This is a genomic window from Geodermatophilus sp. SYSU D00700 (assembly GCF_054050255.1).
Map to the genome: position 1 here is coordinate 349,047 of NZ_JBJGZA010000001.1, position 14,525 is coordinate 363,571.

At 75.4% G+C, this 14,525-nt stretch carries 13 protein-coding genes; 6 read left to right on the top strand and 7 right to left on the bottom strand.

Annotated elements, in window-relative coordinates; translation table 11 throughout:
• Positions 1–2: 2 nt before the first annotated feature.
• From ACI79V_RS01630 to ACI79V_RS01645, 4 genes are all read right to left on the bottom strand, one after another.
• Entirely contained in the window at positions 3–425 is a 423-nt protein-coding gene (locus ACI79V_RS01630; RefSeq protein ID WP_456886220.1) for a VOC family protein, read from the bottom strand.
• Positions 426–435: 10 nt separating this feature from the next.
• Positions 436–870 (bottom strand): helix-turn-helix domain-containing protein, encoded by a 435-nt coding sequence (locus tag ACI79V_RS01635; protein ID WP_456886222.1) that lies wholly within the window; start codon positions 868–870, stop codon positions 436–438.
• 36 nt (positions 871–906) lie between these two features.
• Positions 907–1,188 carry a hypothetical protein gene (locus ACI79V_RS01640; RefSeq protein WP_456886224.1) on the bottom strand — a complete coding sequence of 94 codons (282 nt, stop codon included), beginning with the start codon at positions 1,186–1,188 and terminating at the stop codon, positions 907–909.
• 119 nt (positions 1,189–1,307) lie between these two features.
• Positions 1,308–1,748, bottom strand: coding sequence for a MarR family winged helix-turn-helix transcriptional regulator (locus ACI79V_RS01645; RefSeq protein WP_456886257.1), 441 nt, complete (start codon positions 1,746–1,748; stop codon positions 1,308–1,310).
• 118 nt (positions 1,749–1,866) lie between these two features.
• Here ACI79V_RS01645 and ACI79V_RS01650 point away from each other — a divergent pair, with 118 nt between their 5' ends.
• From ACI79V_RS01650 to ACI79V_RS01670, 5 genes are all read left to right on the top strand, one after another.
• The gene (locus ACI79V_RS01650) at positions 1,867–2,514 is read left to right on the top strand and encodes an FAD-dependent oxidoreductase (protein WP_456886226.1); all 648 of its coding nucleotides are present in this window, start codon (positions 1,867–1,869) and stop codon (positions 2,512–2,514) included.
• Entirely contained in the window at positions 2,504–3,493 is a 990-nt protein-coding gene (locus tag ACI79V_RS01655) for an ATP-binding cassette domain-containing protein (protein ID WP_456886228.1), read from the top strand. The genes ACI79V_RS01650 and ACI79V_RS01655 overlap by 11 nt, the downstream gene beginning before the upstream one ends.
• Positions 3,490–4,338 (top strand): ABC transporter permease, encoded by an 849-nt coding sequence (locus ACI79V_RS01660; RefSeq protein ID WP_456886230.1) that lies wholly within the window; start codon positions 3,490–3,492, stop codon positions 4,336–4,338. Before ACI79V_RS01655 ends, ACI79V_RS01660 begins: the two co-directional genes overlap by 4 nt.
• A 142-nt stretch (positions 4,339–4,480) precedes the next feature.
• Positions 4,481–6,373 carry a DUF222 domain-containing protein gene (locus tag ACI79V_RS01665; protein ID WP_456886232.1) on the top strand — a complete coding sequence of 631 codons (1,893 nt, stop codon included), beginning with the start codon at positions 4,481–4,483 and terminating at the stop codon, positions 6,371–6,373.
• A gap of 85 nt (positions 6,374–6,458) precedes the next feature.
• Positions 6,459–7,082 carry a copper resistance CopC family protein gene (locus ACI79V_RS01670; RefSeq protein WP_456886234.1) on the top strand — a complete coding sequence of 208 codons (624 nt, stop codon included), beginning with the start codon at positions 6,459–6,461 and terminating at the stop codon, positions 7,080–7,082.
• A gap of 72 nt (positions 7,083–7,154) precedes the next feature.
• On the opposite strand, the gene uvrA is transcribed toward ACI79V_RS01670, so the two are convergent.
• Positions 7,155–10,052, bottom strand: a complete 2,898-nt coding sequence (gene uvrA / locus ACI79V_RS01675; protein ID WP_456886236.1) for an excinuclease ABC subunit UvrA — start codon at positions 10,050–10,052, stop codon at positions 7,155–7,157.
• A 140-nt stretch (positions 10,053–10,192) separates the two neighbouring features.
• On the bottom strand, positions 10,193–11,605 hold the full coding sequence (locus tag ACI79V_RS01680; RefSeq protein ID WP_456886238.1) for an amidase: 1,413 nt from the start codon (positions 11,603–11,605) through the stop codon (positions 10,193–10,195).
• A 48-nt stretch (positions 11,606–11,653) separates the two neighbouring features.
• Here ACI79V_RS01680 and ACI79V_RS01685 point away from each other — a divergent pair, with 48 nt between their 5' ends.
• A complete protein-coding gene (locus tag ACI79V_RS01685) occupies positions 11,654–12,310 on the top strand; it encodes an MBL fold metallo-hydrolase (protein ID WP_456886240.1) in 657 nt (218 codons plus the stop codon).
• Between the two features lie 125 nt (positions 12,311–12,435).
• Here the strand turns inward: ACI79V_RS01685 and ACI79V_RS01690 are convergent.
• A partial coding sequence (locus tag ACI79V_RS01690) for an MFS transporter (protein ID WP_456886242.1) occupies positions 12,436–14,525 on the bottom strand: 2,090 nt, incomplete at its 5' end.

Below are 14,525 nucleotides of genomic sequence, written 5' to 3' on the forward strand. Positions count from 1 at the left end.
GCTCAGCTCGAGGGAGGCGGGGTCATCTGGGCGATGCGGACGGAGTTGCCGAAGGGGTCGCGCAGGCCGAAGTCGATGCCGTAGGGCTGCACGACCGGCTCCTCCGGCAGGTCGACGCCCTTCTCCCTGAGCGCGGCGTGGGTCTCGTGCGCGTCGTCGGTGGTGAGGAAGAGGTGCCCCCCACCGGCGCCCTTGGTGACCAGGTCGCGCACCGTGTCGGCGATCTCCGGGCTCACCGACGGCGGCGCGGGCCGCTCGAGCAGCACCGCGTGACCGGGGTCGCTCGGCAGCGCGACGGTGAGGAACCGCATCGGCCCGAACTGCTGGTCGACCTGGACCTGGAAGCCCAGCTTGCCGACGTAGAAGTCGAGGGCCTGGTCCTGGTCCAGCACGTAGATCGACGTGATCGAGATGGTCTTCAACATGATCACGACGCTAGGACCCGGCGGTGTCCGCGGGCTTCTCCGGAACTGCTGTCTTCTCGCTCGGCCGCAGCCACCGCATGCCGAAGCAGGAGGGCACCGGCGCCAGCGGCCCGCGCCGCCGGTACGCGCTGGGCGGCTCCCCCACGATCCCGGCGAACACCCGGCTGAAGGTGCCCAGGCTGGCGAAGCCCACGGCCATGCACACGTCGGTCACCGACCGGTCGGTGCTGCGCAGCAGGAACATCGCCCGCTCCACCCGCCGGCGCTGCAGGTAGCGGTTGGGCGTCTCGCCGAAGGTGGCCTTGAAGGTGCGGATGAAGTGCGCCTCGGAGACGTGCGCGACTCGGGCCAGGGCGGCCACGTCGAGCGGCTCGGCGTAGCTGCGGTCCATCACGTCCCGGGCACGCAGCATGCGCAGGTTGGAGTCCTCGACGGCCCGGCTCACCGGGCCATCTTCCCGGCCGCCGCGGGACGGCTGAGGTCAGCCGGCGGCGCGGGAGCGGTGCAGCGCCGGCAGGGGTACGGCGCCGAGGGCCCGCTGCCCCAGGCGGACGACCCTGGCGGCCAGCGCCAGCGCCGCGAGGAGCCCCACCCCGCCGGCCAGGACGGCGACGGCACCGGGGACGGCGTTCCCGGTGACGGCGAGCGCGGCGACGGCCACCAGTGCGACGAGGACGAGGGTGGAGCGCACGCCGCCGGACTTGCGTACGGGCTGCCCGCAGTGGGACAGGTCGGGATCGCAGTCGGGCGTGAGCGCGCTCATCGGCGTCTCCTCCATCGGGGACCGGGCACGCCGATGGGGAGGCGTGACGTCCGTCACAGGGGACGATACGGTCCGGGGCCGGATCCGCTCAAGAGGTGATCACCGGGGTCCGGCGGCGCTCAGCGGCAGTCGTCCTCGCCCGCGGCGCAGACGGCGACGAGCAGCCGCCGGAGGGTCGCCAGGTCCCGCTCGCTCGCGTCCGGGAACAGCTGCCCGTGCACGGTGGCGACGGACCGGTGGACGTCGGCCGCCACGGCCCTCCCCTCACCGGCCAGCCGGACGATGTGCCGGCGGCGGTCGGCGGGATCGCGCACCCGCTCGACGAGTGCGGCGTCCTCGAGGTCGTTGAGCAGGCCGACCAGGACGCTCGGGTCCACGGCCAGCTGCTCGAGCAGCTCCTGCTGGGTCGCCGACCCGGTCTGTTCCAGCCGCATGAGGATCTGGCCGTGCCGCGGGCGCAGCCCGGAGTCGGAGAACTGCCGGCCCAGCAGCAGCGCCGCCCGGTGACCCGCCTGGGCGAGCAGCACCGGCAGCGGCAGGTCCTCGATCGGCACGGGCATCCCCACGGGGCGCAGTCTAGCGGAGCCAACTGTTCTAGGGTCCGAATCGTTGACAGTGACCGACGATCGGCTACCGTGGACGGCGCCGGGCACCCACCCACCGACCTCGGAGACCGCCATGGCCCTGCTCAGCACCGCCACGCTGGAGTTCGTTCGCCGCACGGACACGGAGGGCGGCGTCACGGCGTTCGCCTTCGCCCCCGTGGAGCCGCTCAACCACCTCGCCGGCCACCACGCCTTCCTCTCGCTGCCCGACGGCGGGACCAAGCCGTTCTCCCTGGCCTCGGCCCCCGAGGACCCGCAGGTGCTGATCGGCACCCGGCTCGCCTCGGGCAGCCGGTTCAAGCGGGCGCTCACCGGGCTCTCCCCGGGCGACCGCGTCCGGCTGCGCCGGCCGCTGCAGCGATCGGCCCTGGCCGATACCGCCGACGACGTCGTACTGCTCGCCCAGGGCGTCGGGGTGACACCGCACCGGGCGCTGCTGCGCCACCTCGCGGCGACGGGCGCCCGGCGCCGCGGAACGCTGGTCCACGTCGGCCGCGACCACCCGTTCCGCGCCGACACCGAGGAGCTCGCGCACGCCGCCGTCTATCCCGGCGACCGCGCGGCCTTCGGACGGGAGCTGGAACGCCTCACCACCGACCTACCCGGCGCCACCTACCACGTGTCGGGCTCCCCGGCCTTCGTCCGCGACACCACCGCCGCGCTGTCCGCCGCGGGCATCCCGCGCCGCCAGGTCCGCCGGGAGGCCTTCCGTGGCTACTGACCCGCCCGCCGTCGTCGCCGAGGGGCTGGTGCGCCGGTTCGGCAGTGGACCGGACGCGGTGACCGCCGTCGACGGCGTCGACCTCGAGGTGCCCGCCGGCACCGTCGTCGGGCTGCTCGGCCCCAACGGCGCCGGCAAGACCACCGTCGTCCGGCTGCTCACCGGCCTGCTGCGCCCCACTGCCGGCACCGCGACGGTGGCCGGCGTGCCCCTCGGTCCCGACGGCGTGTCCGACGGCGCTCGACTGCGGGCGCGCATCGGCCTGGCCGGCCAGTACGCCGGGGTGGACGAGGCGCTGACCGGGCGGGAGAACCTGCGCATGTTCGGCCGGCTCGGGCACCTGACCCGGGCGTCGCGGCGGGCGCGCGCCGACGCGCTGCTCGACGCGTTCGGCCTCACCGACGCCGCCGACCGGCCGGCGCGGACCTACTCGGGAGGCATGCGACGCCGGCTGGACCTCGCTGCCGCGCTGGTGGCCGAGCCGCGGGTGGTGTTCCTCGACGAGCCCACCACGGGGCTGGACCCGCGGTCGCGCCTGGCGCTGTGGGAGGTGGTGGAGGAGCTCGCGGCCGCCGGCACGGCGGTGCTGCTGACCACGCAGTACCTCGAGGAGGCCGACCGGCTCGCCTCCTCGCTGGCGGTCGTCGACGCGGGCCGGGTGATCGCCCGGGGCACACCGGCCGAGCTGAAGGCCTCCCTGGGCGGCGGCGCGCTGCAGGTGCCGCTGGCCGACCCCGGGCGTGCGGCGGCGGCCGTGGCCGCCCTGGCCGGCCTGGGCACCGGGCCGGCCGCGGTCACCGACGGGGTGCTGCGGCTGCCGGTCGCCGATCCGGGCCCGGCACTGCCGGAGCTGGTGCGCCGGCTGGACACCGCCGGGGTCGCCATCCGCGGCGTCGGGATCTCCGAGCCCACCCTCGACGACGTCTTCCTCGCCCTCACCGGCCGCACCGCCGACCCGAGCACCCGGAGCGCAGCATGACCACCTCCCTCGTCACCGACCCCGCGCCCCGGACCGACGCGGTGGCCCGCCCGTCCGTCCTCGGCCCGCCCGCGGTGCCGGCCGGCCGGCCGGTGGTCGGCTGGGCGGTGCGCGACGCGCTGACCACCGGCTGGCGCAGCCTGGTGGGGGCGTTCCGCACGCCGCAGGTGCTGCTGTTCGCCTTGGTCCAGCCGGTGATGTTCGTGCTGCTGTTCCGGTACGTCTTCGGCGGGGCGATCTCGACCCCCGGCGTCGACTACGTCGACTACCTGCTCCCCGGGATCTTCGTGCAGACGGCCGTGTTCTCCGGTGTCGCCACCGGCGTCGGGCTCGCCGAGGACCTCGGCCGGGGTGTGGTCGACCGGTTCCGGACCCTGCCGATGGCCGGCTCCGCCGTCCTGGCCGGGCGGACCCTCGCCGACGCCGCCCGCACCGTGGTGACGCTGCTGCTCATGCTCGGCGTCGGCCTGGCCGTGGGCTACCGGCCGGACAGCGTCACGGGGGTCGTGGCCGGCCTCGGTGTCGTGCTGCTGCTGTCCTACGCGGTCACCTGGTTCTACGTGCTGATCGCACTGGCGGTGCGCAGCCCCGAGGCGGCCCAGTCGGCGGGGTTCGTGCTCACCTTCCCGCTCACGTTCGCCAGCTCGGCGTTCGTGAGCACCGAGACGATGCCGGGCTGGCTGCGCGGCTTCGCCGAGAGCCAGCCGGTCACCCTCACCGCCGACGCCGTCCGGGCACTGACCGGGGTCGGCGACGCGAGCGTCTGGCCGGCCCTGGCCTGGGCGGCCGGGCTGCTGGTCGTCCTCGCGCCGGCCGCGGCCGCCCTCTACCGGCGGGGCCGCTGAGGACGGGCTGCGGTCGTGTCTCGCCACCCCTTGCAGCCTTGACGCCGGGCTCCGCGGCCGGAGCACCGGCCAGCCGTCTGACCAGCGAGTTCGTCGTCCACAGGACTTGCTGCGATCGTCGCTCGAACGTATGATCGATCCCGTGACGGGAGTCCGGGCGGTCGACGAGCCCCTGGTGGGGTGGGCGTCGGGGCCGCTGGGGGCGGTGCAGGCCGCCGACCGGGAGATCGCCCGGCAGACCGCGCTGCGGGCCCGGGCGGTGGCCGCGTTCGCCGCATCCCGGCCGTCGTCGGCCGACCGGCCGCAAGGCTCGCCGGGAGCGATGTCGGCCGACCGGTGGGCCGCCCGTCCTGACCTGCTGCGGCCGGTGAGCGAGTGGGCCACCGACGAGCTGGCCGTCGCGCTGGCGCTGTCGACGCAGGCCGCGCAGCTGCTGCTGGAGCGGTCGCTGACCCTGGTGCACCGGCTGCCGGGCACGCTGGCCGCCCTGGAGTCCGGGGCGCTGCACATCGGGCACCTGGGCCCGCTGCTGGACAAGGTCGCCCCGATCACCGACGACACGCTGCGTGCCGCCATCGAGGCCGATCTGCTCGCGTGGGCCGCCGGGCGGCACACCACGCCGGCGCAGCTGGGCGACAAGGCCCGCCGGGAGCTGCTCACGCGCACCGCCCGCACCGCCGCCGATGACCTGCTGCGCGCGGTGCGCCGGCGCGGCGTGGATGCCCGCCCGGCCCGGGTCGAGGGGATGAGCGTGGTCTCGGCGCTGCTGACCACCCCGGAGGCCGCCGCCCTGCTCGCCGCGCTGGGTGCCTGTGCCGACGCGCTGCCCGCCGACGGCCGCAGCCGGGGGCAGAAGATGGCCGACTGCCTGCTGGACCTGGTGCTCCGCCCGGGCGAGTCCGGGCTGCCGCCGGTGCAGGTGACCCTGACCGTGGTCGCCCCGGTCGGGGCACTGCGGGGCGGGGACCAGCCGTGCGAGGTCGACGGGCAGGTGGTGCCCGCCGAGCTGGTCCGGGCGCTGCTGGCCGCCCTCACCGGCCACCGGGCCGACGCCAGTGACACCGACACCGGCGACACCGCGGCCGACACCGCGGCCGATGGCGAGGCGACCGGCACCACCGCGGCCGACACCGAGCCAGCCGGCACCGACACGGCCCTGGGGGTCGATGCGGTCGGAGCCGGGGCGCCCCTCACCGAGGACGAGCACTTCGCCCGGTGGGCCGAGGAGCTGGAAGCGCGGATCCTGGCCGGGGAGTTCGATGCCCGCCCCGGGCCCTGCTACCTCGACGAGGACCTGCCACCGGACGATCCGCCCGACGCGCACGCCACGGCCGACGCCGACGAGGTGGCCACACCGGACCCCGATGGCTGGTGGGCGCGCGCCGACCGCGCCGTCGACCACGCGAGCACCGCCCTGCTCGGGCTCGAGCGCGCCCTCGGTCACGCCCGCCGCACGGTGGCCACCGCGCGGCGCGCCGACGCCGCGGACGAGGCCACCTGGGCACGCAGCGCGGCCGGCCGGGTGAGCGCCGCCCCCGACGCGCTGACCGCGCTCACCGCGGCCACCGACACCGCCCGCGCCGACCTCGCCGCGCTGCTCGCCGCCACCGCCGGGGGCGGGCTGGCCGACCGGCCCCGGATCGCGCTCACCCACGCGGCCGGCGGTGCGCTGCTGGCCCTCACCGACCTGCCCGCCCTGCACCGCGCCCACCGACGCGGCCACGGCCTGGCCGCTCCCGGACCCGCCGCCGGCTACCGGCCCAGCGCCGCCCTCGACCGGCACGTCCGCGCCCGCGACCGCCGCTGCCGCTTCCCCGGCTGCCGCCGCCCCGTGCCCCGCGCCGGCGAGCTCGACCACGCCACCCCCTGGCCGGCCGACCCCACCACCGCCACCAACCTCACCGGCTACTGCACCGGCCACCACCGCGGCAAGCACCAGGCCCCCGGCTGGCGCCACGTCCTCGCCCCCGACGGCACCCTCACCGTCACCACACCCACCGGACTGACCGCCGCCACCACCCCACCGCCCTACTGACGGGCCCCGAAAAGCGGACCAGCCGGGAACCACACGGCCTCCGCCGACGACCAAGCACGAGAACACCCTGCGCCCTGGAGGTCCCGTGCTGCCTGTCCCCCGTCCGCTCGCCGCGCTCGTGCGGCCCCTGGCGACGGCGGTCCTCGCCCTCGGCCTCGTGATGGCCGTCCCGGGCACTGCCTCGGCGCACACCGCCCTGCGCGCCACCGAGCCCGCCGCCGACAGCACCGTGACGAGCACCCCGCAGGCGGTCACCCTCACCTTCAGCGCGAGCGTGCTCGGCGGCGAGGTCGCAGTGACCGGCCCCACCGGGACGCCCGTCGGCGCCGGCCCGGTGGTCCACGACGGCGCCGTCCTGACCGCGCCCGTCACCCTGGTCGCAGCGGGCCGGCACACGGTCACCTGGTCGGCCGTCGCCGACGACGGCCACACCCTGGACGGCACCTTCGCGTTCGAGTACGCCCCCGCCACTCCCCCGCCGGCGACCGCGCCGACCACCTCCGCCCCGACGTCCTCGGCCCCCACGACCGACCCGACGAGCACCGCGGCCAGCCCGACGGCCGACGGGACGCCGTCGAGCGCCGAAACCGACACGGCGTCCGCGGCGTCCGACGACGGCGGCCTCCCCGGCTGGGTGCTGCCCGCCGCCGCGGTGGCCCTGCTCGCCGCCGGCGCGGCCACGGTCCTCCGGCTCCGCCGCCGCGGCTGAGCGGCCCCCCTCTGCGCCGACGGCGCCGGTCCCGGGACTCCGGGACCGGCGCCGTCGTGCGCGGACAGGCGGTCAGCTGGCGCGCTTGCGCGTGGCCCGCTTCTTCGGGCCGGCCGCCGCGGCCTCGATCGCCTCGGGGTCGAGCAGCGGCACCAGGTACCGCCCGGTGTGCGACTCGGGCACCGATGCGACGAACTCCGGCGGCCCCTCGGCCACGACCGTGCCGCCGCGGAACCCGCCCTCGGGGCCCATGTCGATCAGCCAGTCGGCGCTCTTGATGACGTCGAGGTTGTGCTCGATGACGATCACCGAGTTGCCCTTGTCGACCAGCCCCTGCAGCACCAGCAGCAGCTTGCGGATGTCCTCGAAGTGCAGGCCGGTGGTCGGCTCGTCGAGGACGTACACGCTGCGGCCGTTGGACCGCTTCTGCAGCTCGCTGGCCAGCTTGACGCGCTGCGCCTCACCGCCGGAGAGCGTCGTCGCCGGCTGGCCGAGCCGCACGTATCCCAGCCCGACGTCGGTGAGGGTGCGCAGGTACCGCGAGATCGAGGGGATGGCGGCGAAGAACTCCGCGGCCTCCTCGATCGGCATGTCGAGGACCTCGGCCACCGTCTTGCCCTTGTAGTGCACCTCGAGGGTCTCCCGGTTGAACCGGGCGCCCTTGCACACCTCGCACGGGACGTAGACGTCCGGCAGGAAGTTCATCTCGATCTTGATCGTGCCGTCGCCCGAGCACGCCTCGCAGCGCCCGCCCTTGACGTTGAAGGAGAACCGTCCCGGCTGGTAGCCGCGGATCTTCGCCTCCGACGTCTGCGCGAACAGCTTGCGGACCTGGTCCCAGACCCCGGTGTAGGTGGCCGGGTTGGACCGCGGCGTGCGGCCGATCGGCGACTGGTCGACGTGCACGACCTTGTCCAGGTGCTCCAGACCGGTGACCGTGCGGTGCCGCCCGGGGACCATCCGCGCCCGGTTCAGCTGGTTGGCCAGCACCGTGTAGAGGATGTCGTTGACCAGGCTGGACTTGCCCGACCCGGACACCCCGGTGACCCCGACCAGCAGGCCCAGCGGGAAGGTGACGTCGACGCCCTTGAGGTTGTGCTCGCGGGCGCCCTTGACCACCAGCTCGCGGCCGGGCTGCGGCTGCCGCCGCACCGCCGGCACGGTGATCTCCTTGCGCCCCGACAGGTACTGCCCGGTCAGCGACCGCTCGCTGGCCAGCAGCTCCTCGACCGGACCGCTGACGATCACCTCGCCGCCGTGCTCGCCGGCGCCGGGACCGATGTCGACCACCCAGTCGGCGGTCTTGATCGTGTCCTCGTCGTGCTCGACGACGATGAGCGTGTTGCCCATGTCCCGCAGCCGCACCAGCGTCTCGATCAGCCGGGTGTTGTCGCGCTGGTGCAGCCCGATCGAGGGCTCGTCGAGGACGTACAGGACGCCCACCAGCCCCGACCCGATCTGGGTGGCCAGCCGGATCCGCTGCGCCTCGCCGCCGGCCAGCGTCGCCGCCGGCCGGTCGAGGGACAGGTAGTCCAGGCCGACGTCGACGAGGAAGGACAGCCGCGCCTGGATCTCCTTGAGCACGCGGTCGGCGATCGCCCGTTCCCGCTCGCCGAGCTCCAGCGCGCGCAGCCAGTCCGCGGCCTCGCCGATCGACAGGCCGGTGACCTCGGCGATCGAGCGGCCGTTGAGCTTGACCGCGAGGATCTCGGGCTTGAGCCGGGTGCCGTGGCAGACGGGACAGGGCACGTCGCGCATGTAGCCCTCGTACTTGTCCCGCATGTAGTCGCTGTCGGTGTCCTCGTGCCGCCGCTCCAGGAAGGGCAATACGCCCTCGAACGCGGCGTAGTAGCTGCGCTCGCGGCCGTAGCGGTTCTTGTAGCGGACGTGCACCTGGTCCGGAGAGCCGTGCAGCACGGCCTTCTGCACCTTGGCCGGCAGCTTCTCCCACGGGGTGTCCATGGAAAAGCCGAGCTGGTCGGCCAGGCCGGCCAGCAGCCGCTGGAAGTACTCGTTGCTCATCGACCCCGCCCACGGGGCGACCGCGCCGTCGGCGAGGCTCTTCCCCGGGTCGGGGACGACGAGGTCGGGGTCGACCTCCTTGCGGGTGCCGATGCCGGTGCACTCCGGGCAGGCGCCGAACGGCGAGTTGAACGAGAAGCTGCGCGGCTCGAGCGCCTCGAACGACAGGCCGTCGTCGACGCACGCCAGGTGCTCGGAGAAGGTGCGCTCCCGCTCGGGGTCGCCCTCGGGCAGGTCGACGAAGTCGAGCACGACCAGCCCGCCGGCGAGGCCGAGCGCGGTCTCGACCGAGTCGGTCAGCCGGCGCTTGGCGCTCTCCTTGACCGTCAGCCGGTCGACGATCACCTCGATCGTGTGCTTCTCCTGCTTCTTCAGCTTCGGCGGCTCGGTGAGCGGGTGCACCGTGCCGTCGACCCGGACGCGGGAGAAGCCCTGCGTCTGCAGCGAGCTGAACAGGTCGACGTACTCGCCCTTGCGCGCCCTCACGACCGGGGCGAGCACCTGGAAGCGGGTGCCCTCCTCCATCGCCAGCACCTGATCGACGATCTGCTGCGGCGTCTGCCGGGAGATCGGCTTGCCGCAGTTGGGACAGTGCGGCTGGCCGGCGCGGGCGTAGAGCAGCCGGAGGTAGTCGTAGACCTCGGTGATCGTGCCCACCGTCGAGCGCGGGTTGCGGTTGGTCGACTTCTGGTCGATCGAGACCGCCGGGGACAGGCCCTCGATGAAGTCGACGTCGGGCTTGTCCATCTGGCCGAGGAACTGGCGGGCGTAGGCCGACAGCGACTCGACGTAGCGCCGCTGGCCCTCGGCGAAGATGGTGTCGAAGGCCAGGCTCGACTTGCCCGACCCCGACAGCCCGGTGAAGACGATCAGGGCGTCGCGGGGCAGGTCGAGGTGGACGTCCTTGAGGTTGTGCTCACGGGCGCCGCGGACGACGAGACGGTCCAATGTGATCCCTGTCGGTCAGCCGGGCCGGCCGGTCTCGCCGGGCCCTGCGTGGTGGTGTCGAGTTGTCGATACGGGGAACGCCGTCACTGCCCGGGCGCAATCCGTGACGAGGGCGACGTTGCCGCCTGGTGCGGGTGTGCTCAGACGGGAGCCGGGGACGGCGCTCCGGCGGGGTCGAAGACCGGCGCGTGCCGGCGCCAGGGCTGCCGGCGCTCCAGCTCTCCGGCCAGCCAGAGTAGTCGCGTCTCGCTGTCCGGGGGGCCGACCAGCTGGACGGCCAGCGGCACCCCCTCGGCGCGGGTACCGACGGGCACCACGACCGCCGGGACGCCGGCCAGGTTCCACGGTGCGGCCCACGGCGCCCACCGGGCCTGGGTTCCCACGTTCACGACGAACCCGCGCTCGTGCCAGGGCCGCGCGGGCAGCGGCGGGCCGTTGGTGATCGGCGTGAGCAGCACGTCGAGGTCGTCCTCGGCGAAGAAGGCCTCCGTCCGCGCCCGGAACCGCTCGGCGGTCGCGGGCCGGACCAGCCCCGCCCGGCGGACCAGCCGGCCCAGGCGGGCGTGGGTGCGGCTGCGCGGCTGCAGCGCCCCCGGGTCGAGGCCGAGTGCCGCGGCGTCGTCCGCCCCGCCGGCCAGCCAGCGGGCGATCGTGCCGACGGTCGCGTCCGGCGTCGTCCCCGGGTGCCGCTCGACGACGACGTGCCCGGCCCCGCGGAGCAGCCGCGCCGTCCGCTCGACCGCCGCCCGGGTGGGGCCGTCGGGCCGGCTCCCGGCCAGCGGTGAGCGCAGGCTGACGGCGATCCGCAGCGGCCGGCCCGGGTCGGCCGGGGGCGACGACGGACGCCCCGCGAGGACGGCGGTGCCCAGCGCGACGTCGGCGACGGTGGTGGCCAGGACGCCGTTCTCGACCATGCCGCCCCAGTCGAGCGCCAGCGTGGGCAGCACCCCCCGGCCGGGCTTGAGGGTGACCAGCCCGCACGTGGCCGCCGGCAGCCGCAGCGACCCCATGCCGTCGTTGCCGAGGGCGAGCGGCACCACCCCGGCGGCGACCGCGGCGGCGCTGCCCCCGGAGCTCCCGGCGGGCGACAGCGCGGTGTCCCACGGGTTGCGGGTGACGGTGCCCGGCCCGTCCGTGGCGGCGTAGAGACAGAGCTCGGGCACGCGGGTCACGCCCACGACGACCGCTCCCGCGGCGCGCAGCCGGGCGACCGCCTCGTGGTCGGCGTCGGCGGGCACGCCCGGGTGGGCCACGCAGCCGTCGGTCACCGCCTCGCCGGCCACGGCGACGTTGTCCTTGACGGCCACCGGGACGCCGGCCAGCGGGAGGGACGCGCGGTCGGGCCGGGCGTCGACTTCCGCCGCCTCGGCCAGGGCCGCCTCGGCGCGGACCACGCGGAACGCGCCGATCCGCGGCTCGACGTCGGCGAGGTGGGCCAGGTGCGCGCGCACCACCTCGACGGCGGAGAGCTCCCCGGCGCGCACGCGGGCGGCGATCGCGGTGGCGGGCAGACCGACGACCCGGGCGCCGCCGGGACCTCCGCTAGCGTCCATGGACGCGACCGTAACCGCGGTCGACGACAGTTCTCGAACGGAGGCCCGATGAGCTACACCGGCGACGTCGAGGTGGGCGGCCCGGCCGACGTGCGGGAGCTGCCGGGGCTCGTGGTCAGCAAGGTCGCGGTCAGCGAGATGGCCAACAACGCCTACCTGCTGCGCTGCACCGCGACCGGCCAGGCGCTCCTGGTCGACGCCGCGGCCGAGCCCGAGACGCTGCGGGCGCTGATCGGGGACGCCGACCTGCGCACCGTCGTCACCACGCACGGGCACTGGGACCACCACCGCGCGCTGCCCGACGTCGTCGCGGCCACCGGCGCGACGACCGTCGCGCACGCGGCCGACGCCGCCGACCTGCCGGTGCCGGTGGACCGGACCGTCGCGCACGGCGACACCGTCGAGGTCGGCGAGCAGGTGCTCGAGGTGGTGCACCTGCGCGGGCACACGCTGGGCAGCATCACGCTGGTCTGGCGGGGGCCGGGCGACGCCGGCACGCACGCCTTCACCGGCGACAGCCTCTTCCCCGGCGGCGTCGGCAAGACCTGGTCACCGGAGGACTTCGCCAGCCTGATCGACGACGTCGAGCAGCGGCTGTTCGCCGTGCTGCCCGACGGGACCTGGGTCTACCCGGGGCACGGGAAGGACACGACCCTGGGCGCCGAGCGCCCCTCGCTGCCGGAGTGGCGCGCCCGCGGCTGGTGAGTGCTACCGGGCGCACACCCGACACTCCGAGCGCGCCAGCTCGATCCCCGGGTCCACTCCCCTCGACCTCGTGCACGACCTCGCTGTAGCTGATGGGTCCCGCCGTCACCGGGTGCCGCTGGCCGTCACGGCGACGGGGTCGCGGAGGTGCCCTCGTCGGCGGGACCGGTCGAGACGGCCGGGGTGCTCGTCTCCGTGGTCGGCACGGCCGTCTCCGTGGTCGGCACGGCCGTCTCCGTGGTCGGCACGGCCGTCTCCGTGGTCGGCACCGCCGTCTCCGTGGTCGGCACGGCCGTCTCCGTGGTCGGCACGGCCGTCTCCGTGGTCGGCACCGCCGTCTCCGTGGTCGGCACCGCCGTCTCCGTGGTCGGCACCGCCGTCTCCGTGGTCGGCACCGCCGTCTCCGTGGTCGGCACCGCCGTCTCCGTGGTCGGCACCGCCGTCTCCGTGGTCGGCACCGCCGTCGTCCCAGCCGCCGTCGTCCCAGCCGCCGTCGTCCCAGCCGCCGTCGTCCCAGCCGCCGTCGTCCCAGCCGCCGTCGTCCCAGCCGCCGTCGTCCCAGCGGCCGTCGTCCCAGCGGCCGTCGTGGCGGGGGGCGCCTGGACGAGCGGGGTGCCGCCGGCCGCCGGCGAGGGCACGGCCCCGCCACTCGTGGTCTCCTGCTCCACCGGCGGCGACGGCTCGGGAAGGGTGGTGTCGGCGAGCGGCGAGGGTATGAGGGTCGGTCCGGTCGAGACCGGCGTGTCGGCGTTTCCACCGCCGACCGCCGACGTCCGCCCGTCCGCGGCCTGACCGTCCCCGGGGTCTCGGGAGGCCTGCACGGCACCGCCGGCTCCGATGAGCATCCCGAGCGCGGCGGCGCTGACCAGGAGGTGCCTGGTCCTCCCGCGGACCCGACGGGGCGGGGCCGCGGACGTGGCCCGGCCGAGGCCCGCCAGGAGCCACCGGCGACCCGGGGGGACGGGGATGGGGGGCCGGGTGCGGCGAGTGGCCGCGTGCCTGGGCCGGCCGGTGGGCCGTGGGGTGGACATCGGCGCCGCCGCACCCGCCGCCAGGACGGCCTGTTCGGTGGTGGCCCCGGCCGCCGGGGCGCCGGCGGCCCGCCGGGCGGCCGCCTGGCGCGCCTCGATGCCGGACGTGGTGCTCAGCGCCAGCTGGGGCAGGAGCAGGAAGACGAAGAACCCGAGCGCCGCAACGCACGCGGCGATGAGGAACACCAGGTCGATGGCGTCCGAGAACCCGGCCTCGAAGGGCAGCGCGAGGTGCGACGGCAGTCCCTGGACGAACGAGGTGTCCGACAGGTCCCCGCCGGCCGGCAACCGGCCGCTCTGCACCGCCTCGGCGACCCGTGGATCGCCCGCTGCGGCGGAGGTCACCGCCTGTTCGATCTCCACGGGCAGGCGGATGACCAACACGGAGAGGAACGCGGCGGTCCCGAGCGTGGCGCCCATCTGGCGGAAGAAGGTGACCGACGAGGTCGCGACGCCCATCTCGTCCGGCGGGACGGCGTTCTGCACGGCGAGGACGGCCGGCTGGAAGTTGAAGCCGAGCCCGATGCCGAGCAGGACCATGAACGGCGCCAGCGTTCCGAGCGACGTCCCGGCGCCGACCACGACGGACAACGACGCCAGGGCGGTGGCCATGAGGACCGTCCCGGCCAGCGGGAACACCTTGTAGCGGCCGGTCCTGGAGATCACGACACCCGAGCTCGCCGCGCCGGCCATGATGCCGGCGACCAGCGGGATCATCTGCAGGCCGGCGACCGTGGCGCTGGAGCCGTGCACGATCTGCAGGTACTGGGGCAGGAGGAGCAGCCCGCCGAACATGGCCGCGCCCACCACCGTGCTGCCCACGATGGCGATGCGGAAGGTGCGGTTGCGGAACAGCCGCAGCGGCAGCAGTGCCTCGTCGCGGTAGGCCCGCTCGGCGAGCAGGAAGGCTCCGAAGCCGACGGCGCCGATGCAGTAGCAGGCCACGGCGGAAGCCGAGGTCCAGCCCCAGGTGCGGCCCTGCTCGGCCACGATCAGCAGCGGCACGATGCAGGTGACCAGGGACAGCGCGCCGGGCCAGTCGATGCGGTGCTCCCGGCGCTCGTGCGGCAGGTGCAGCACCCGGTACACGGCGGCGAAGGCGAGCAGGCCGAGCGGCACGTTGACGTAGAAGATCCAGCGCCAGCCGGTGATGCCCAGCAGCGAGGACTGGCCGGCGAGGAAGC